Origin of the sequence: Pseudomonas sp. B16120 (assembly GCF_044218845.1) — a bacterium.
GTDB classification, from domain to species: domain Bacteria; phylum Pseudomonadota; class Gammaproteobacteria; order Pseudomonadales; family Pseudomonadaceae; genus Aquipseudomonas; species Aquipseudomonas paracarnis.
Window position 1 is genome coordinate 5,772,105 of sequence record NZ_CP162588.1, and the last position, 20,043, is coordinate 5,792,147.

Annotated in this window: 20 protein-coding genes and 1 pseudogene; 11 read left to right on the forward strand and 10 right to left on the reverse strand. The window is 61.0% G+C overall.

Features of this window, described 5'->3' with window-relative positions; all coding sequences use genetic code 11:
* Nucleotides 1-92: 92 nt before the first annotated feature.
* Nucleotides 93-539 carry a response regulator gene (locus tag AB4P90_RS27035; protein WP_019817416.1) on the reverse strand — a complete coding sequence of 149 codons (447 nt, stop codon included), beginning with the start codon at nt 537-539 and terminating at the stop codon, nt 93-95.
* Nucleotides 540-785: 246 nt separating this feature from the next.
* On the opposite strand from AB4P90_RS27035, the gene AB4P90_RS27040 reads away from it, so the two are divergent.
* The 9 genes and pseudogenes from AB4P90_RS27040 to AB4P90_RS27080 form a co-directional block, all read left to right on the forward strand.
* The gene (locus AB4P90_RS27040) at nt 786-2,708 is read left to right on the forward strand and encodes a putative nucleotidyltransferase substrate binding domain-containing protein (protein WP_072435443.1); all 1,923 of its coding nucleotides are present in this window, start codon (nt 786-788) and stop codon (nt 2,706-2,708) included.
* Nucleotides 2,705-3,412, forward strand: a complete 708-nt coding sequence (locus tag AB4P90_RS27045; protein WP_069868806.1) for a PolC-type DNA polymerase III — start codon at nt 2,705-2,707, stop codon at nt 3,410-3,412. Before AB4P90_RS27040 ends, AB4P90_RS27045 begins: the two co-directional genes overlap by 4 nt.
* A gap of 154 nt (nt 3,413-3,566) precedes the next feature.
* Complete coding sequence (locus tag AB4P90_RS27050; RefSeq protein WP_019817419.1) at nt 3,567-4,085, forward strand: RNA polymerase sigma factor; 519 nt, start codon at nt 3,567-3,569, stop codon at nt 4,083-4,085.
* Complete coding sequence (locus tag AB4P90_RS27055) at nt 4,082-5,050, forward strand: FecR domain-containing protein (RefSeq protein WP_395605499.1); 969 nt, start codon at nt 4,082-4,084, stop codon at nt 5,048-5,050. Before AB4P90_RS27050 ends, AB4P90_RS27055 begins: the two co-directional genes overlap by 4 nt.
* A 207-nt stretch (nt 5,051-5,257) precedes the next feature.
* Nucleotides 5,258-7,687, forward strand: coding sequence for a TonB-dependent siderophore receptor (locus AB4P90_RS27060; protein WP_395605500.1), 2,430 nt, complete (start codon nt 5,258-5,260; stop codon nt 7,685-7,687).
* 62 nt (nt 7,688-7,749) lie between these two features.
* On the forward strand, nt 7,750-8,853 hold the full coding sequence (locus tag AB4P90_RS27065) for a PepSY-associated TM helix domain-containing protein (RefSeq protein ID WP_395605501.1): 1,104 nt from the start codon (nt 7,750-7,752) through the stop codon (nt 8,851-8,853).
* Nucleotides 8,850-9,032, forward strand: coding sequence for a hypothetical protein (locus AB4P90_RS27070; protein WP_014720221.1), 183 nt, complete (start codon nt 8,850-8,852; stop codon nt 9,030-9,032). Before AB4P90_RS27065 ends, AB4P90_RS27070 begins: the two co-directional genes overlap by 4 nt.
* 161 nt (nt 9,033-9,193) lie before the next feature.
* The gene (locus tag AB4P90_RS27075) at nt 9,194-9,823 is read left to right on the forward strand and encodes a glutathione S-transferase (protein ID WP_020302151.1); all 630 of its coding nucleotides are present in this window, start codon (nt 9,194-9,196) and stop codon (nt 9,821-9,823) included.
* A gap of 22 nt (nt 9,824-9,845) precedes the next feature.
* A pseudogene (locus AB4P90_RS27080) lies at nt 9,846-9,935 on the forward strand (outer membrane lipoprotein carrier protein LolA); the annotation flags it as partial.
* 65 nt (nt 9,936-10,000) lie between these two features.
* Here AB4P90_RS27080 and creD read toward each other — a convergent pair.
* Genes creD through AB4P90_RS27100 form a run of 4 tightly spaced genes read right to left on the reverse strand, consistent with a single transcriptional unit; the run spans nt 10,001 to nt 14,018 of the window.
* Nucleotides 10,001-11,350 (reverse strand): cell envelope integrity protein CreD, encoded by a 1,350-nt coding sequence (creD, locus tag AB4P90_RS27085; protein ID WP_014720223.1) that lies wholly within the window; start codon nt 11,348-11,350, stop codon nt 10,001-10,003.
* A 51-nt stretch (nt 11,351-11,401) separates the two neighbouring features.
* Nucleotides 11,402-12,841, reverse strand: a complete 1,440-nt coding sequence (creC, locus tag AB4P90_RS27090; protein WP_038451771.1) for a two-component system sensor histidine kinase CreC — start codon at nt 12,839-12,841, stop codon at nt 11,402-11,404.
* Nucleotides 12,841-13,509, reverse strand: a complete 669-nt coding sequence (creB, locus tag AB4P90_RS27095) for a two-component system response regulator CreB (RefSeq protein WP_014720225.1) — start codon at nt 13,507-13,509, stop codon at nt 12,841-12,843. Before creB ends, creC begins: the two co-directional genes overlap by 1 nt.
* Nucleotides 13,510-13,517: 8 nt before the next feature.
* Nucleotides 13,518-14,018, reverse strand: coding sequence for an ATP-dependent zinc protease (locus tag AB4P90_RS27100; protein ID WP_014720226.1), 501 nt, complete (start codon nt 14,016-14,018; stop codon nt 13,518-13,520).
* Between the two features lie 171 nt (nt 14,019-14,189).
* Here AB4P90_RS27100 and AB4P90_RS27105 point away from each other — a divergent pair, with 171 nt between their 5' ends.
* Entirely contained in the window at nt 14,190-15,086 is an 897-nt protein-coding gene (locus AB4P90_RS27105; RefSeq protein ID WP_014720227.1) for an acyltransferase, read from the forward strand.
* A gap of 33 nt (nt 15,087-15,119) precedes the next feature.
* Here the strand turns inward: AB4P90_RS27105 and AB4P90_RS27110 are convergent, their stop codons facing one another.
* The gene (locus tag AB4P90_RS27110) at nt 15,120-15,398 is read right to left on the reverse strand and encodes a hypothetical protein (RefSeq protein WP_130175537.1); all 279 of its coding nucleotides are present in this window, start codon (nt 15,396-15,398) and stop codon (nt 15,120-15,122) included.
* A 173-nt stretch (nt 15,399-15,571) separates the two neighbouring features.
* Nucleotides 15,572-16,144 carry a DUF2780 domain-containing protein gene (locus AB4P90_RS27115; RefSeq protein ID WP_020302147.1) on the reverse strand — a complete coding sequence of 191 codons (573 nt, stop codon included), beginning with the start codon at nt 16,142-16,144 and terminating at the stop codon, nt 15,572-15,574.
* A 136-nt stretch (nt 16,145-16,280) separates the two neighbouring features.
* Here AB4P90_RS27115 and AB4P90_RS27120 point away from each other — a divergent pair, with 136 nt between their 5' ends.
* Nucleotides 16,281-16,739, forward strand: a complete 459-nt coding sequence (locus AB4P90_RS27120; protein ID WP_019817428.1) for an anti-sigma factor domain-containing protein — start codon at nt 16,281-16,283, stop codon at nt 16,737-16,739.
* Between the two features lie 195 nt (nt 16,740-16,934).
* On the opposite strand, the gene fdhA is transcribed toward AB4P90_RS27120, so the two are convergent.
* From fdhA to AB4P90_RS27135, 3 genes are all read right to left on the reverse strand, one after another.
* Nucleotides 16,935-18,134 carry a formaldehyde dehydrogenase, glutathione-independent gene (gene fdhA / locus AB4P90_RS27125; protein ID WP_014720230.1) on the reverse strand — a complete coding sequence of 400 codons (1,200 nt, stop codon included), beginning with the start codon at nt 18,132-18,134 and terminating at the stop codon, nt 16,935-16,937.
* Nucleotides 18,135-18,317: 183 nt separating this feature from the next.
* The gene (purU, locus tag AB4P90_RS27130; RefSeq protein WP_395605502.1) at nt 18,318-19,175 is read right to left on the reverse strand and encodes a formyltetrahydrofolate deformylase; all 858 of its coding nucleotides are present in this window, start codon (nt 19,173-19,175) and stop codon (nt 18,318-18,320) included.
* A gap of 125 nt (nt 19,176-19,300) precedes the next feature.
* Complete coding sequence (locus AB4P90_RS27135) at nt 19,301-19,933, reverse strand: sarcosine oxidase subunit gamma (protein ID WP_395605503.1); 633 nt, start codon at nt 19,931-19,933, stop codon at nt 19,301-19,303.
* Nucleotides 19,934-20,043: the final 110 nt, after the last annotated feature.

Here is a 20,043-nt window from a genome sequence, read left to right on the forward strand (position 1 = left end):
GAATCGCAGGCAAGCCAGCTCCCACAGGGGGATGCATTTCAAATGTGGGAGCCGGGCTTGCCCGCGAAGAGGCCAGGCCAGTCACCCCACACTCAGGGCACCATCCCCAACTCCCGCTTTACCAACTTCGCCAACTTCACGCTATCAATCGGCTTGAGCAAGAAATCCACCACGCTCAAATGCATCGCATCAATCACATCCGGCGCTTCCGCGTCTCCAGACATGATGATGATCGGCAACGCCGCACGGGTGGACTCACGCACCTGGCGGATCAATTCCAGGCCATTGCTGGGCGCCATGCGCAGGTCGGTGATCAGCAAACCGATGGAACTGCTCGTCTTCAACAAATCCCACGCAGCCTCGCCACTTTCGGCAGTCATGCAGCGAATACCATCGAGCCCAAGGATTTCCGCCAGCAATTCACGCGCGTCCTTGTCGTCGTCCACGATCAAAACGCGTTGGGGGGGTAAATCGGGCTCCAGCATCACGGCGCTCAGCGCCTCGCGCTCGGCATCACTCAAAATATCGTGGTCGGACATACGTTTCTCAGCAGTTCTCATCAATCTCCCAGCACACTCGTCAGACATCTGCGGAAGGGCGAACAATGTGCACTTCGTCGGAAAGTTTGCCTAGTGGGCTTTCTACGGGTTTTGGACGATTGTCATGTAAGGTTTTTCCCTAGTTTTGCGCGGTATTCCTCGACCTAGACTTACGTCCAATGGGCACCCACTGCGCAGGAGTCGACCATGCAGCACGATAACGACAAAAACACTGCGGTCACTGTTATGAGTAAAGCTGATGCATTCGCACAGGCGGGTAAAACCGCTGTGTTGCAGAACATCCACGGCACCCTGCAATTCCTGCAACGCTTCCCGCCGTTCAACCAGATGGAACAGGCGCACCTGGCTTTCCTGGTGGAACAGTGCCAACTGCGTTTCTACGGCCCCGGCGACAGCATCCTCAAACCGTCGGGCGGCCCGGTCGAGCACTTTTATATCGTCAAGCAGGGGCGGGTCGTGGGTGAGCGGCCAGACTCGGCAGACACCACCTTTGAAATCGCCACCGGCGAATGCTTCCCCCTCGCCGCCTTGCTGGGTGAGCGCGCGACCCGTACAGAACACAAAGCCGCTGAAGACACCTTTTGCCTGCAATTGAACAAACCGGCCTTTATCAAGCTGTTCGCCCTGTCCAGCCCGTTTCGTGATTTCGCCTTGCGCGGGGTCAGCAGCCTGCTCGACCAGGTCAACCAGCAGGTACAGCAAAAAGCCGTGGAAACCCTCGGCACCCAATATTCCTTGAATACCCGCCTGGGTGAATTGGCCATGCGCCACCCGGTCACCTGCAGCCCGCACACACCGTTGCGCGAAGCGGTGACCTTGATGCACGAACAGCAAGTCGGCAGCATTGTGATCGTCAACGAACACAAGGCGCCCCTGGGCATCTTCACCCTGCGCGATCTGCGCCAGGTGGTCGCCGATGGCACCAGCGACTTCAGCCAGAGCATTGCCGGGCACATGACCCAGGCGCCGTTTTACTTGAGCCCGGAGCACAGCGCGTTCGACGCGGCCATCGCCATGACCGAACGGCATATCGCCCATGTGTGTCTGGTGCAAGACCAGCGCCTGTGTGGCGTGGTCTCCGAGCGTGACTTGTTTTCCTTGCAGCGTGTGGACCTGGTGCACCTGGCCCGCACCATCCGCAACGCGCCCCGGGTGGAAAACCTGGTGGCGATTCGCGGTGAAATCGGCCAGTTGGTAGAGCGCATGCTCGCCCATGGCGCCTCATCCACCCAGATCACCCATATCATTACGCTGCTCAACGACCACACCGTGTGCCGGGTGATCGAGCTGACCCTCGCGGAAAAAGGCGACCCCGGCGTGCCCTTCAGTTGGCTGTGTTTTGGCAGCGAAGGCCGCCGCGAACAAACGCTGTACACCGACCAGGACAACGGCATCCTGTTCGAGGCCAAGGACGCCGTCGAAGCCGCCGAAAGGCGTGAGCGCTTGCTACCGCTGGCGCAGCACATCAACCAAAGCCTGGCGCTGTGCGGCTTCAGCCTGTGCAAGGGCAATATCATGGCCGGCAACCCCGAGCTGTGCTTGTCCCGCGTGGAGTGGGCGCGGCGCTTCGGCGCGTTCATTCGTGAGGCGACGCCGGAAAACCTGCTGGGCTCAAGCATCTATTTTGACTTGCGCGTGGTGTGGGGCGAAGAGCGCGGTTGCGAGCAACTGCGCCAGGGCATTCTCGATCAGGTGGCGGATAACCGCTTGTTCCAACGCATGCTGGCCGAAAACGCGCTACTACGACGCCCGCCGGTAGGGCGTTTCCGCGAGTTCGTGCTGACCCGCAAAAATGGCGAAAAAGCCACCCTCGACCTCAAGGTGCAGGGCCTTACGCCTTTTGTAGACGGCGCGCGCCTGTTGGCCCTGGCCAATGGCATCCACGCCAACAACACCCTGGAACGCCTGCGCCAGTTGGTGGACAAGGCCGTGATCGAACCCCTGGATGGCGCCGCCTATGAAGAGGCCTACCACTTTATCCAGCAGACCCGCATGCAGCAGCACCAATTGCAGACCCGCGAGAACTTGCCCTATTCCAACCGCGTCGACCCCGACAGCCTCAACCACCTGGACCGGCGCATCCTGCGTGAGTCCCTGCGCCAGGCCCAACGCCTGCAAAGCAGCCTGAGCTTGCGGTATCAGCTGTGAGTTTGTTTGGCTGGCTGCGCGCCAAAAAGCCCGGGCTCAACCCCGCGCAACAGCAGCGCCTGGAGCAGTTACCCAAGCCCGCCGAACTGGGCAACGGCCCATTGCGCAGCCAGCGCTGGGTAGTGGTGGACCTGGAAACCAGCGGCCTGAACCTTCACCGCGACCAGGTGCTGTCCATCGGCGCCGTGGTCATCGAAGACGGTGCGGTGGATTTCTCCCAACTGTTCGAACGCACCCTGCAGCGCACCGACACCAAGCTCAGCCCCAGTGTGCTGATCCACGGGCTGGGGCCCAGTGCAATTGCCGCCGGCAGCGACCCGGCCGAGGCGTTGCTGGATTTCATGGCGTTCGTGGGCGACAGCCCTCTGCTGGCTTTTCATGCGCCGTTTGATCAACACATGCTGTGCCGGGCGCTCAAGGACAGCCTGGGGTATCGCCTGGCCCATCCATTCCTGGATGTGGCAGACCTGGCTCCGCTGTTGTGCCCTGAGGCGCATATCCGCGAGGCCGGGCTGGATGATTGGCTCAACCACTTCAGGCTACAGGCTGGCGAACGCCACCATGCCAGCGCCGATGCACTGGCGACGGCAGAGCTGATGCTGATCCTGTTCAGCCGTGCGCGGCAGCAACAGATAGACACGCCCCAGACGCTGCAAGAGCGTTTGGCCCAATGGAAACGGCGCAAACAGTCCCCTTCCCTTTAACGCTTCGCGCCCGACGCGGAGCATCGCGGGATGCATTCCCACGCCGAGCGTGGGAACGATCACCCGACAGACGCCAATTGCGCCCACCCCACGCCTCTGCGACAATCGCGAATAATTCTCGTTAGTTTAAACCTCTTGTTTATTCGGTGATGCCTTGTCGTCGGTCCAGACCCCACGCAGTGAGCTTGTTGGTGCGTTATATCGCGACCACCGTGGCTGGCTGTTGGCTTGGCTGCGACGCAACGTGGGGTGCCCAAGCCGCGCCGAAGACCTGAGCCAGGACACCTTCATGCGCCTGCTGGGCCGTGACGAGTTGCGCGAGCCCCGCGAACCGCGGGCGTTCCTGGTGGCCATCGCCAAGGGTTTGCTGTTCGACTATTTCCGACGTGCGGCCCTGGAACAGGCCTACCTCACCGAATTGATGCTGATCCCGGAAAGCGAACAGCCTTCGCCGGAAGCCCAGCAACTGATCCTCGAAGACCTCAAGGCCATCGACCGCCTGCTCGGCAAACTGTCGAGCAAGGCCCGCGCCGCGTTCCTCTATAACCGCCTCGACGGCCTGGGCCATGCCGAAATCGCCCAGCGCCTGGGCGTGTCGGTGCCCCGCGTGCGCCAATACCTGGCCCAGGGCATTCGCCAGTGCTACATCGCACTGTATGGCGAGCCGTCGTGACCGCGATCGGCTCCAAACCGGTGTCGTCGCGCGTGCTGGATGCCGCGATTGCCTGGCAACTGTCCCTCGACTCGGGCGACGGCAGCGCGGTGGAACAGGAAGAGTTCAGCAAGTGGCTGGCCAGTGATGAGGAACACGCCCGCGCCTGGCGCCAGTTGGGCATGCTCGACCAGCGTTTCAGCGTGGCCTCGGGCCCGGCTCGGGCGGCGCTGCTGCAGTCGCGCCACGGCATTCGCCAGCGCGTGCGCAAACTGGGCCGGGGCCTGGCCAGTATCGTGCTGGTGTGCGGCCTGGCGCTGTTTGCCGGTGAGCGTTACGTGCCTATTCACTATTGGCTGGCCGACCAGCGCACCGCCACCGGTGAACAGCGCACGCTGAAGCTGGCGGACGGCACGCGGATCAACCTCAACACCCACAGCGCCATTGATGTGCGCTTCGACGAAACACGCCGCTTGATCGTGTTGCAGGCAGGCGAAATTCTCGTCGAAACCGGCCACGACGATTCACGCCCTTTCTACGTGCAAACCCGCGACGGCAGCCTGCGGGCGCTGGGTACTCGGTTTATCGTCAAGCGCGAAGACGACGCTACGCGCCTGAGTGTGTTGCAGTCAGCCGTGGCCGCCCAGCCCGAGGCGTTGCACCACGAACAGGTGTTCAAGGCGGGCCAGCAGGTGCTGATGCGCAGCGACGGCCTTGGCCCGTTGCTGGCCGTCACCCCGGCCGCCGATGCCTGGACGCGCGGCATGCTGGTAGTGGACAACGCTCGGCTGGGGGATGTGATCGAGGAGTTGGCGCGCTATCGCACCGGCTACCTGGGGGTGGATAACAACGTGGCCGACCTGCGCATCACCGGCAGTTTCCCGCTGCATGACACCACGTTGGCATTAAATGCGCTGTTGCCGACTTTGCCGGTGCAGATCGAGCAGCACACGACGTGGTGGGTGACCGTCAAGGGTAAGCCTTAGGTCCTGCAGCGCCTGGGCGATTGCTATCGCAGGCAAGCCAGCTCCCACATTTCGAATTGCGAACACCTTCAACTGTGGGAGCTGGCTTGCCTGCGATGAGGCCCTCAAGCACACCTGCGAAAAATATTTTCACTCACCCCTATCACTTTTCGATTCTCGCTCGGCACCTAGGCAATTGAGAAATATTTCCATTCAGGAGCCGCCCTTATGTCCCGCACGCTAGACACCTTGTTGCGCCCCAGCCTGTTAGCCATGGCGATCGCCCTCAGCGCCCCGCTCGCCAGCACCCCGCTGATCGCCGCCGAACAAGCCTCCAGCGTGCGCGCCTATAACCTGCCCGCTGCGCCCCTGGCCACCACCCTGAACCAGATCGCCAGCCAGGCCGGCCTGGCGCTGACCCTCAACCCCGCACTCGCCGCCGGCAAGACCTCGGCACCGGTCAAAGGCCAGTTCGATGCGCAGGGCGCGTTGCGGGAAGCCTTGCGGGGGACGGGGTTGCAGTTGGAGCAGAGCAGTGCGGGCACTTACACCCTGATGCCGGTCCCGGAGGGCGTCGTTGCCTTGCCGACCACCAACATCACCGGCCAAGGCAGCTATGAAAGCGCTTGGGGGCCGGTGGAAGGATATGTAGCAAAGCGCACCGCCGCCGGCACCAAAACCGATACTGCGCTGGTCGAGGCACCACGCTCGATCTCGGTAGCCACCCGCGAGCAAATGCAGGACCGTAACGTGCAGAACCTCGACGATGCAGTCAAATACATGCCCGGTATTGTGTCTGCCAGCTACGGCAGCGACACCCGTTACGACTGGATGCGCGTACGCGGCTTCGAGCCGACGCAATTCCTCGATGGCCTGCCACTGCCCCGTGGCGTGTACGCCAACCCAAAAGCCGAAACCTGGAACCTCGACCGCCTCGCCCTGCTGCGCGGTCCGGCCTCGTCAGTCTATGGCCAGACCCCTCCGGGCGGCCTGCTGGATATGGTCAGCCGCCGCCCCAGCGCTGAATCGAGCCACGCCATCCAGATGCAATACGGCAGTGACAACCACCGCCAGATCAATTTCGAAAGCACTGGCAAGATCGATGATGAGGGCCAGTTTCTCTACAGCGTTGGCGGCGTGGTGCGCGATGCCGGTACCCAGGTCGATCACATCGACAACAAGCGGTACAACATCGCACCGAGCTTGACCTGGAATATCGACACCGATACCAAGTTGACCTTGCTGTCGCAGTTCACCCGCGACGATACCGGGGCGACCAGCCAGTTCCTGCCGATAGTCGGCACCAAGATCAAGTCGCCACTGGGTGACGTTTCGCATCATAAAAACCTGGGCGATCCGGACTACGAGTTCTACGACCGTACCTATTACGCACTCGGCTACGCATTCGAGCACCGCTTCAACGATACCTGGCAGTTCAAACAGAATCTGCGTTACACCAAATCAGAATTGTCGTTCCAACAATTGACCGTGGGCGCCTTTGCCTGGGCACCGGTCGACGCCGAAGGCAATATGGACCGTTCTTCGACCAACGTGGACGAGAACATCGGACAATTGGCGGTAGATAACAACTTTCAGGCCGACTTCTCCACCGGCGACGTCACCCACACCCTTCTACTCGGGCTTGACCACCAGCGTACCGATACCTCGTACCTGTCGATTTACGGACAGGCCGGACGAGTCAACATCTTCAACCCGGTCAACACCACGCCAGTTGAACGCCCCGCACGCTCCGGCGCTTTCTACGACTACAATCAGAAAACCGTCCAGACCGGCCTCTACGTCCAAGACCAGATGGCTCTTGATAACTGGCGCTTGACCCTGGGTGGCCGTGAAGACTGGGTGCACCAAGGCACTACGTACCTCAACAAAAACGACGCGACCAATACTGACCGCAGCAAGAATTTCAGCGGTAACGCGGCACTGAGCTATGTGTTCGACTCGGGCTTCGTACCGTATATCTCCTACGCCGAATCTTTCCAGCCGGCGAGCAACGCCAGCGCCTCTCCTACAGAATCCTATAAGCCCACCGAAGGCAAGCAGTGGGAATTGGGGATCAAGTACCAACCGCCGGGTTCGAACACGCTACTCAGTGCCGCGCTGTATGACCTGACCCAGAAGAACGTTCTGGTCAGCAGCTTCCAGTCCGGTGGTGTTTCTGTCACCGACCAGACCGGCGTAGTGAAAGTCAAAGGCCTGGAGCTGGAAGCCGTATCTGATGTGACCGAAAACCTCAAAGTGATCGCTGCCTACACGTTGGCCAAATCCGAAGTGCAAAAAGGCGAGTTCAAAGGCAACCGCCTGCAACTGATGCCTAACCAACAAGCGTCCTTGTGGACCGACTACACCTGGCACACCGGCGCGCTCGACGGTTTCGGTATCGGCTTCGGCGCCCGCTACACCGGCAACACCTACGGCGACCAGGCCAATACCTGGGCCGGCAAGGCCAACGCCTACACCGTCTTCGACGGCGCGCTGCACTATGACCTCGGCCGCCTGGACAACAGCCTCAAGGGCGCGTCGGTGAAAGTGAACGCGACCAACCTGTTCAACAAGGACTACATTTCCACCTGTGATGGCTCCTATTGCTACTTCGGCGACCAACGCAGCGTCGTCGCCAGCGCCACCTACCAGTGGTAATCAGCTGAGTTAACCACCAGGCCGCCCAACAGGGCGGCTTTGGTGCATCTGAAGGCTAGACAATGAAAAGCAAAACCATCCGCCGCTGGTCCTTCATCCACACCTGGACCAGCCTGATCTGCACCGTATTCCTGCTGCTGCTCGCCCTCACCGGCCTGCCGTTGGTGTTTCACCACGAGATCGACCACCTGCTGGGCAATGAACCCGAACTGGCGCAGATGCCTGCCGATACGCCCCGGCTCAACCTTGAGCAGCTTGTGGCTAAAGCCCAGGCCCATCGCCCCGGCGACGCCATGCAGTACCTTGCCTGGGACGAAGACGACAAGAACGGTGTGATCGCGATCATGGCCGCCACAGCCGGTACCGAGCCGAATTCGTCGCACACCTTCATGCTCGACGCCCGCACTGGCCAAGCAGTGGAAACCCCCGCAGCCAATGGCGGGCTGACCCTGTTCCTGCTGCGCCTGCATGTGGATATATTTGCCGGGTTGCCGGGCAAGTTGTTGCTGGCGTTCATGGGCCTTCTGTTTGTGCTGGCGATTATCTCGGGCACGGTGTTGTACCTGCCGTTCATGCGTCGCTTGAAGTTCGCCACGGTGCGCCAGGACAAGTCCACTCGCCTGCGCTGGCTCGACCTGCACAACCTGATCGGCGTGGTCACTTTGACCTGGGCGTTGGTGGTGGGGGTAACCGGCGTGATCAGCGCCTGCGCCGACCTGATCATCGCCGCCTGGCGCCAGGACAGCCTCAGCGCCATGATCGAACCTTACAAGAACGCCCCGCCGCTGACCCAACGCGCGCCCGCCACCGAGTTGTTGAGCATTGCCGCCAAGGCCGCTCCGGGTATGGAGCCAGACTTTATCGCCTTCCCCGGCACGCGTTTTTCCAGCGAACATCACTACGCCGTGTTCATGAAGGGCAGCACCCACCTGACCTCCCATTTGCTGACCCCGGTGCTGATCGACGCCAGCACCCTGGCCGTCACCGCCATCGCCGAACGGCCGTGGTACATGGATGCCATGGGCATGTCCCAACCCCTGCATTTCGGTGATTACGGCGGCATGCCAATGAAGGTCCTGTGGGCGGTGCTGGATGTGTTGACCATCATCGTGCTGGTGAGCGGCATTTACTTATGGATCGTACGGCGCAAGGCGGCCAAGGTATGAAGCCGCGGCAGTCGAATGTCTGGAAGGTCTTTGCCATACCGCTGGGGATCGGCCTGCTCAGTGCTGCCGGGTTGTTTGCGGCGTTGCTGGGCGATGGGTGGTGGGATTCGTTGAGTTGGATCGGGCTCGGGATACCGGCAATGATGGGGGTATGGGGGTTGGTTAAGCGGCGCGCCTGAGGTCGCTATCGCAGGCAGGCCAGCTCCCACATTCTGACCTGTGAACACAGTCCAATGTGGGAGCTGGCTTGCCTGCGATGAGGCCCGCAAAAACAACGCGGCCCCTCGCCAGGCACCGCACAACCCTCTAGGCTAGCCACACTTCACCTCGAGGAATGCCCATGTCCGCCCCCAGCATGACCTTGTTCCACAACCCCGCTTCGCCCTTCGTGCGTAAAGTGCGCGTGCTGCTGATCGAGACCGGCCAGCAGGATCGTGTGGCCCTGCACGCGTGCCTGCCCACTCCGGTCAACCCGGATGCCGAAGTGCTGCAAGGCAACCCCGTGGGCAAGATCCCGGCCCTGCGCCTGGCCGACGGCTCGGTATTGCACGACAGCCGGGTGATTCTCGATTACCTCGACCACCAGCATGTCGGCAACCCGCTGATCCCCCGCGACGGCTCGGCCCGCTGGCGGCGCCTGACCCTGGCCTCGATGGCTGACGGCATCATGGATGCCGCCGTGCTGGTACGTTACGAGACCGCCATGCGTCCGCCAGAAAAACACTGGGCTCCCTGGCTGGATGAACAGCGCAACAAGATCCGCCGCGCCCTCGCCGAGCTGGAGCGGGACGCCATTGCCGAACTGGCCAGCCACTTCGACGTCGCCGCCATCAGCGTGGCCTGTGCCCTGGGCTATATCGACTTTCGCCACCCGGATATTCAGTGGCGCTCGGACACTCCCAAGCTCGCCGCCTGGTACGCCGAAGTCAGCCAGCGGGCTTCGATGCAGCAGACCCAACCCCCGGTTTGACCAGCCCCCTGTAGGAGCGAGCTTGCTCGCGAAAATCGTCAACGATAACGCAGGTCATCTGGTTAAACGCGGGGTCCTTGCGTTCTTCGCGAGCAAGCTCGCTCCTACAGTGAGAGGCGGTGTGATTGAGGAAGTTGACCATCCTCGCTTTCATCCGCTGATCTTCGCGCAGCCCGATCATTGCACTTCCCCCACCTTACGCTTGCCCACCCCATACCAATCCAGTTTGCGCGTCAGCACCATCACCGTACCCAGCAGGCCAAACAGCAGCAGCGAGCCCATCAACAGTGCGTAATCCTCGGCACTGAGCAAGCCGTACAGCAAGCCATACAACGCCGCCAACCCTGCCGAAAACCCCAGGCCGTGGGCGACGCTGCGCAGCACATGGCACACGTAGAAGCCGATCAACACCACACAGGCGCTGGCCGATATCAGATAGGCCAGGGCAAAGCCCAGATGCTCGGACAACGACAACAGCAACAGATAGAAGAACGCCAGCGCCACGCCCACCAAGGCGTACTGAATCGGGTGCACCGCCAGACTCTTGAGCACTTCGAACAGAAAGAAACCAGCGAAGGTCAGGGCGATAAACAACAGCGCGTATTTGATCGCCCGGTCGCTCTTGAGGTATTGGTCTACCGGGTCGATGAAATTCACCCCGAAGCTGCGGTTGTTGAAGTCGTCACAACCCTGCCCGTCCAGGCAGTTCTGCAGGGCTTGTTCCAGGTTGGTGGAGAAGAAGGACGTCTGCCAGTTGGCGCTGAAGCCTTGGTCGGTAACTTCACGCTGAGCCGGCAGGAAGTTGCCGATAAAACTCGGGTGCGGCCAGTTGGACGCCAGTGATACCTGGCTGGTCTTGCCCACGGGCACCACTTGCAGTTGTTCGGTGCCTTGCAGGCGCAGGTCGAAGGCGAAGTCCAGCACGGCCGCTTTCTTGCCGTCTTGCGCAGGCAACGTCACATGTACGCCCTCACCCAGCCAGTCCACTTGCGAACCCGGCGAGAACTCCAGGCGCTGATCGCCCAGTTCCAGCTTCAACGCGTTTTCAATACCACGAATATCGCTGATCCCCACCGCCAGAAACGCCGGCTCAAAGCGGTAGTCGGCAAAGTCTTCGGTGATCCCCAACTGCGCCGGCAACTCGAAACGCCCGCTGATACGGTTGTCGGCATGGAACAGCCGCGCCTGGTAAATGCCGCGCGCACGCAGTTCGGTTTGCACTTTGCCGTCGAGCTCAAAACGGTCCGGCAGGAAATACAGACGACCGCGTTCTTCACGGGTTTCTTCGTAGCGCTTGTTGAGCTTCTCATTGAGCTTCCACTCGCGCACCGTCTTGCGAAACGGCACCACCATCACCGGCCCGGTGAGGCGCTGGGCAAAGCTTGAGCTGCGGGCAATGTCCATCAGTACGCCGTCGCGCAGTTGCTGACGGTCGCTGATGATGCCGTTGATCATCAACAATGGAATCAGCAACAGCAGGATCAGCAGCGCAATCGCGCCCAATTTGAAAAGCAGGTTGCGGTTCATGGGTCTCTCCCTGTTTTGAAGGGGAGAGTCTGCCCAGTCGGTATGGGGGATTTATGTGGGCAATGTGGAGACTGTGTGGAGATGCAGTACCGCTTGCACGCCGCCCGGTACGTTGCCGATCTGCAACGAGCCGCCGTGCAGCTTCATCACCTCCTCGACAAAGTTGAGCCCCAGGCCCGTACTTTTGCGCCCGCTGGCCGGGCGCGGCAGCGAGTAGAAACGCTCGCTCAGGCGCGGCAAGGCGTAGTCGGGAATCGCCTGCGCCTGGTTGAACAGGCTGACCTGCACCTCGTGATGCCGCACCAGCGCGCTGAACCTCAGCGTGCCGCCGGGTGGGGTGAAATCCAGAGCGTTGTCGAGCAGGTTGCCCAGGGCCTGGCGCAGCAGGAAAGGTTCGCCAAATACCCGCACATCGGGAGCGATGGCCTGCTCGACGTGCAAGCCGGCGCCTTCGACCCGCGCACATTGAGCCTTCAACACATCCTCAACCAGGGCTGCCAAAGAAATGCTCGACTGCTCTTCCAGACCTTGGCGCTGTTCCACCTGGGCCAGGTTCAACAGGCGCTCGATCAGCTGTTGCAGGCGCGCACTTTCGCTGTCGATATTGCCGACAAACCGCTGCTGCTGCTCACGGCTCATGTCGCCCTGCAACAGCTCCGCCGCACCTCGAATCGCCGCCAGCGGGCTCTTCAATTCATGGGTCAGCGTATGCACGTAGCGCTCTACGTAAGCCTTGCCTTCCAGCTGCGTGCGCATGTGTTCCACGGCGGTGGATAACTGCTTGAGCTCGCCGCCGCGATAATGCGGCAACTCGGCGCGGCGGCCCTCGCTCACGGCTTCGGCATAGGCGGTAAGGCGTCTGAGGGCCGCCGTCAGCCACCACGACAATAGCGCGCCCAACAGCAGCCCGAGGGTGACCAGCCCGGCGCCGTACCACAGCAGGCGCCGCTCGGTGCGATCCACGTAGGGTTGCAACGAGCTGTTGGGCTTGGCTACGGTGACCACGCCGATGATCTGCCCGTTGTCACGAATCGGCGCCCCCACGTGCATCACCGATGAGGTGGGGTCGTCTGCGTCGCTGCGGGTGGAGCGCGCACCGTATTCGCCGCGCAGGGTCAGGTACACGTCGTTCCATTTCGAATAGTCCTGGCCGACTGCTTCACCGCTGGAGTCGAGCAATACCCTGCCTGTGGCGTCGGTCACGTAGATGCGATGGTTGACCTGGTTTTTCGGCAGGCCCCAGATCGTCGCTCCTGGCTGGCGACTGCCATAAGCCTTGAGCAATTCGGGCCAATGGCTCTGGCCGAGGGTGCCGTTTTTAACGTCTGCACGCAGGATTTCAGCCAGCAGGTTGGCGGTGTCCACTAATGTTTCTTCGGTGGACTGGCGCACGCCGGGGCGGATTTCCTTCATCACGGTGTTGAGCACGAAGTAGCCGGTCAGGCCGATAAACAGCGCATACACCAGGAAAATCCGCAGCCCAAGGCGCATCAGCTGTGGCTCGGGCTGTAGCTATAGCCAAGGCCACGATGGGTCTGGATCGGCTCGGCATCCGCCGCCACACTCCTGAGCTTGCTGCGCAGGCTCTTGATATGGCTATCGATATTGCGCTCATAACCGGCATCAAAGGGTACGCCCACCGCATCCAGCAGTTGTTCGCGGCTGAACACGCGCTCGGGTTGGTCCAGCAGACTTTGCAGCAGGCGGAACTCATGACGCGTGAGGCTCAAGGGTTGGCCACGATAGAGAATCTGCATGCGTTCCAGATCCACTTGGAACAGGGTTGGCGCCACACCCGGGCCGACCCGCTTGAGTATCGCCCTGACCCGCGCCGCCACTTCCCGCGGGCTGAAAGGCTTGACCACATAATCGTCGGCACCGATCTCCAACCCCACCACCCGGTCGATCTCGGCATCCCGCGCACTGAGGAACATCACCGGCACTTCACTGAAGCGGCGCAATTGCTTGCAGGTTTCAAAGCCGGTGATGTCCGGCAGGCCGATGTCGAGGATGATCAGGTCAGCCGGGGTCTGGCGCTGATGGTCCAGCGCCGCCTGGCCGAGCGTCAGCCAGGTGGTGGTGAAGCCCTCGCCTTGCAGGGCAAAGATCAGCGTGTCGGCTATCGCCGCTTCGTCTTCGACAATCAGGATGTGCGGCATGGGTTCGATCAGCAGTCCGGTTTGTCGGCAGTGTAGCGACGTGCCGGGTTTACCGCAGCGCCAAATTCACGCAAGGCCTTGGCGCCGATCAGCAGCGGGTAGTTGAAGCTGCTGCGGTCGGTGAGGTTGACCTCGACGGTGCGCTTGACGTCGCCCAGGCACATCTCCAGATCGATCACCGGGCGCTTGGCCACGCTGGCTTCGTCCTTGTCATCGTCTTCGTCGGCGCGGCTCTTGATCTTGCTGATGCGCGACACCTTGTGCTCATAGACCTTGTTACCCGCGTCTTCACCGCCGAGGCGGAAGCGCACCCAGTCATCGCCGTCGCGCTGAAAGGTTTCGATGTCGCGCGCCGACAGCGAGGCGGTCAGCGCGCCGGTGTCCATCTTGGCCTTGAACGTCTGGCCGATCTCCGGCAACTGGATGTATTCGTAGCGACCGTAGAGCGTGGGCTCGGCCGCCATGACAGGGACGGCAACCAGAGCGAACGCAGCAAGGAGTAATTTCACGGCAGGATTTCCTCGAAAGAAGTGGGCGGAGTCTAGACCGCAAACACGGCACTTAGTTGGCTGAGCGAGCATATCGCGCACAGTGTGAAACATTCGTGCGGCATTTTGCGATTTGGCCTCTAGACTCACCTTGCTTATCATGGCCCGCCCACAGAATTCCAAGAGTTGCTTATGCGCCGCCTGCTCACCGGCTGTCTGGTTACACTGCTGCTGTTAGTCAACACGCTGATCCTGATCGGCCCCTTGATGGTCTTCGCCCTGCTCAAGCTGGTGGCGCCAGGGCGCTCGCGTGACTATGCCTCATGGGCGGTGATGTGGATCGCCGAAACCTGGGCCGAGATCGACAAGCTGATCTTCGCCGCGTGCATCCCCACCCAATGGGATATTCGCGGTGGCGAAGACCTGCGCGGCGATACCTCTTACCTGGTGATCAGCAACCACCAATCCTGGGTCGATATTCCCGCGCTGATCCAGGCATTGAACCGGCGCACGCCGTTCTTCAAGTTCTTCCTGAAAAAAGAACTGATCTGGGTGCCCTTCCTCGGCCTGGCCTGGTGGGCGCTGGATTACCCCTTCATGAAGCGCTACACCAAGGCATTCCTGGCCAAGCACCCGGAGCTGGCGGGGCAGGATCTGAAAATCACCAAAGAGGCCTGCGAGCTGTTCAAGCGCCAGCCGGTGACGGTGGTCAATTACCTGGAAGGCACGCGGTTCAGCGAGGCCAAGCGTGCGCAGCAAAGTTCACCCTTTACTCGACTACTCAAGCCCAAGGCAGGCGGCGTGGCGTTTGTGCTGGCAGCAATGGGTGAACAGCTGGACGCGGTACTCGACGTGACCGTGGCCTACCCACAACAAAAGATTCCAGGGTTCTGGGACCTGATCAGCGGCGCGGTGCCGAAGGTGATCGTGGATATCCGCACCCGCGAGCTGGACCCGGCGTTGTGGCAAGGGGATTACGAGAACGATCCGGCGTTTCGCCAGACCCTCCAGAACTGGGTCAACCAGCTCTGGAGGGAAAAGGACCGTCGAATTCACGAACTGCTGGAAAACAGTGGGGAGCAACGATGACCGCCTGGCCCCGCAAGATGCTACGAAACCTGACTATAGACAGCGGAAAGCGTGCTTTCGGGCAAGGCCGTTGAACAGAGCTGTCGCTGACCAAGCATTATCAATTCCACCCAGCACAATAGAACGAAGCCCAGGCGACAGATCTTCGTCATTTTTTTTGAAGCGACTCGCCGATGCTGTGTAGCTGTCAGAGTGAATCCCCATCTCTTCCAGGCGCGAGCGCAACGCTTGATCATCAGCGCCACTGCGTGAAAGAGGAGGCGGACTGAAATAGTTTTTGATGTCTGGAGTTTGTGTCCCGTTGATATTCAAAACGCCACCACTCATAGGTCATTAATGAAACCTTCCAAGGTCGTCGTAAACGAGACCTTGGAAGGTACCTTTATTGTGGTGTCTTGCTTCTTACGGTTCCCTACAACCTTGTGATATTTACCGGTATGACATTTCAGTCTTGCTCGTTATAAAAACGACCTTTGCGCAGGTAACTAGCTACCGGTTCCCCAGGCTTGAGCCAATTTGCCCAATACGGAGCTGCTGGCGCCCTCGCCGCCGAGGTATTTCAGGATTACCGGGGCAAACTGGCCGATCATGCCGCTGTCCATGCCCAAGGCGCTGAAGGCGGTGTTCAAGTCATTGGTGCTTTTCACATTGCCCAATAGGCCGTCCAGGCCGCTGGTCTTGCTGCCGCCGGTTTGGCCGAGCATCCCGCTCAGGGCACCGAGGCTGCCCAATGCGTTATTACCTGACAACTTGTCGAGACCCGGCACAGTGCTGCTCAACTGCGAGAAGTCGTTGCCGCTGAGTTTGTTCTTGGCCAGGCCCAGCATGGCGCCCGTGCCGCCCACCGCTTGCTCGGGGGTGATGTTCAGTTGCGAGGTCAAGGCCGTCAGCAGGTCGGCCGTCTCCGACGTAGGCGCGGCGGCAGCGGCCTTGTTGTTGCCACCCTGCATGCCGGAAATGGCGTTGGCTGCATCGCCAAGGCTGAAACCTGCTGCGAACACCGGGCCAGCGGCCACGGTCAACAGGCAGGACAGGGCAAAACCGCGTGAAATCTTCATCGAAACAACCTCTGGGTATAGGGGTAAAAGCAGGCGTTGGACTGGGTAACCCGTCGGTTGTTCCGGAGCCCCTCAGGAACCCATCGAGGATAAGCGGGTCCATGAACTGACTATAGAATTTGTCGAGAAGAGACTTATGACTGCGATCCAACCCCCAGTGATTGAGCACAAGCCTGCGTTCTGGAGCCGCCCTCGCCTGTTCATCGGCGCCTGCGTGGTGGTGGTTGCCGGTATCGGCGGCGCGCTCTACACCCAGGACAGCGTCAAATCCGCGGCGACATTGGTGACCACGACCCAACAGCCGGCCGCACAGATCATGGCCCACAAGGACTACCTGGAAGTAGAACCGATTGCCTCCACGGCACCAGCACCGGACCAGAGCCTTGAACTCTGGGCGATTCCCAAAGACGGCACACCGGTGTCCCTTGGACTGTTGCCGGAGGATGGCAAAGGCATCATCGGCCTGAACCCACGCCAACAGGAAACCATCAGCAAGCCGGTGGAATTGATGGTGAGCTCGGAAACCAAGGGTGGTTCGGTGAGCAAGCAGCCAACAGGCCCGACCGTCTACCAGGGTGCATTGGCCACTCGCTGATCGGGCCGCACACTCGTTTCAAACTGTGGGAGCGGGCTTGCCCGCGATTGCGGTGGGTCAGCGACATAGATGTCGACTGATTAGCCGCTATCGCGGGCAAGTCCGCTCCCACATTGGCTCATCAGTGCGTTGAAAATTGGCTCCAGGCAACGAATAAGGGCGACCCATGGGTCGCCCTTTTCATTTGGCCAATGCTTATGCAGCGCTGAACAACTTGTGCGGATCAATCACAAACTTCTTCGGCACACCCGCATCGAACTCGCCATACCCGCGTGGCGCATCATCCAGGCTGATCACCTGCACACCGACGATTTCGGCGATGTTGATACGGTCCCACATGATCGCCTGCATCAGTTGACGGTTGTACTTCATCACGGGCGTCTGCCCGGTATGGAAGCTGTGGGATTTAGCCCAGCCCAGACCAAAGCGGATGCTCAGGCTGCCCATTTTCGCGGCGGCATCGACCGCACCTGGATCTTCAGTCACGTACAGACCTGGGATACCGATCTTGCCCGCCACGCGCACCACGCCCATCAGCGAGTTGAGCACCGTGGCCGGGGCTTCGGCCTTGACGCCGTCGTGGCCGTGGCCGCGTGCTTCAAAGCCCACGCAGTCCACGGCGCAGTCCACCTCCGGCTCGCCGAGCAACGCGGCGATCTGTTCGTGCAGCGGGGTGTCAGTGGACAGGTCGACCACTTCAAAACCCTGGGCCTTGGCGTGGGCCAGACGGATCGAGTTGACGTCGCCGATGATCACCACCGCTGCACCCAGCAAGCGAGCGGAGGCGGCAGCCGCCAGACCCACCGGGCCGGCACCGGCGATATAGACAGTGCTGCCTGGGCCGACGCCGGCAGTAACAGCGCCGTGGTAGCCGGTGGGCAGGATGTCGGAGAGGCAGGTCAGGTCACGGATTTTCTCCATGGCCTTGTCGCGATCCGGCAGTTTCAGCAGGTTGAAGTCGGCGTACGGCACCAGCACGTACTCGGCCTGGCCACCGGTCCAGTCGCCCATGTCGACGTAGCCATAGGCACCACCGGCACGGGCCGGGTTGACGGTCAGGCACACGCCGGTGTGTTGTTCCTTGCACGAGCGGCAGCGCCCGCAAGCAACGTTGAACGGCACGGAGACCAGGTCACCGATTTTCAGGTTCTCTACGTCGCTGCCCTTCTCGATCACTTCACCGGTGATTTCATGCCCCAGCACCAGGCCGGTCTGGGCCGTGGTGCGGCCGCGCACCATGTGTTGGTCGGAGCCGCAGATGTTGGTGGAGACCACGCGCAGGATGACGCCGTGCTCAATCTTCCTGCCGCGCGGGTCCTGCATTTTGGGATAGTCGATTTTCTGTACTTCGACCTTGCCGTTGCCGAGATACACGACACCACGATTACCAGACATGCTTTCACCTCGCTGTTGTTTTTATGGAACTGCGTTGCCCTTGGGGCAGCGCGTTAAGTGCTCGGGTACAGATGCTGTTTCTTGTGTTGCTTGTAAGGGCCTCATCGCAGGCAAGCCAGCTCCCACCGTGGATCGGGTTCACACATCCAGGAATGTGGGAGCTGGCTTGCCTGCGACAGCGATCTAGAGAACGACGGTGCGATTGGCATTCAGGAACACCCGCCGCTCGATGTGATACCCCACCGCTCGCGCCAATGTGAGCCCTTCGATATCCCGCCCCTTGGCAATCAAATCTTCGGGATAGTGGCTGTGATCTACCACCTCCACGCCTTGGGCGATGATCGGCCCTTCATCCAGATCGTTGTTGATGTAATGCGCCGTTGCGCCCACCAATTTCACGCCCTTGTTGTACGCCTGGTGATAGGGCTTGGCGCCCTTGAAGCCCGGCAGCAACGAGTGGTGAATGTTGATGGCCCTGCCGTCCAGCTTGCGGCACAGCTCTGGTGACAGCACTTGCATGTAGCGCGCAAGGATGACCAATTCGGCGCCGGTGTCTTCAATCACCTGCCACACCTGACGTTCCTGGGACGGTTTATCGTTGGGGTCCAGTGGGAAATGGTAGTAGGGAATCTGGTGCCAGTCGGCCAACGGTTTGAGATCAGGGTGGTTGGACACCACCGCGACCACGTCCATCGACAATTGGCCGATGCGCTGGCGGTACAGCAGGTCGTTCAGGCAGTGATCGGCCTTGGAGACCATGATCACCACTTTGGGCCGGTAGTTCGGCGCCGTCAGTTCGAAGATCATGCCAAACGCTTCACCACGGGTCGCCAGACCTGCGCGAAAGGCTTGCTCGTCGAAACCGTCGGGCTGGCGGAACTCCACACGAATGAAAAACCGGCCAGAAAGGCGGTCATCGAACGAATGGTGCTCGGTGACGTAACAGCCCTGCTCGAACAGGTAGCGGGTGACCGCGTCCACCGTGCCGAGCACGCTGGGGCAGTCGGCGGTCAAAATCCATGTATCGGGTGCGCGGCTCATGGGTCACTCCTCAGGCTGATCGTTCCCACGCTTTGCGTGGGAATGCCGCCATGGACGCTCTGCGTCCGCTTTTGGGACGCGGGGCGTCCCGGTATGCATTCCCACGCGGAGCGTGGGAATGATCATCATGCGACAACGCTCAGGCCGAACTCAGCCGAGGCATCCTGCAACCACAACCACCAGTAATCCGAGAAGCTGCGACGGATCAGCAGTTCCCAGGTGTCTTCAGCCGTATGACGGATCACCAGTTGCGACTTGGCGAACACCGTACCCACGGCTTTGCCAACCGGAAAGTTGTTGGGGTGTACGTCGTAGCTGGTGGACTTCATCAGCACATCGCGCACGTTAGGGCCGCTCAGTTCAAGAATCTGCTGGCCGCCGCTGACGTTGACGATCTGAATATGCAGGTCGCCCAGGGCGGCACGCAGGTTCTGTTCGGCGGCGAATTCTTCACCGCTCGGCACGATCAACAGCCACTCGTCCGGGCCGAGCCACTGAAGGCTGGTTTCACCTTTGAAGACCACACTCAACGGGCCGGGCAGTTCAATGCCGACGGCCTTGTGTACGCCAGCGGCGAAGGCGGCGTCGTGGCCATCGCCACGGATAGTCAGGTGGCCGAGGAGTTTCTTTTCACGCACGGTCACGCCGGCATTCTTGCGGCCCTTGCCGACCAGGCTGGCGAGGTCGGCATGGTGCAGCGACGGCTCGGCCTTGGCGCCGGTGGTGGGGCGTTGTTGGTAAACATTGGCTGCTGTCATAAAGCACCTGTTCTGAATTCTGTTGATCGTTCCCACGCTCTGCGTGGGAATGCCGCCATGGACGCTCTGCGTCCGCCCTTGGGGCGCAGAGCGCCCCGGAATGCATTCCC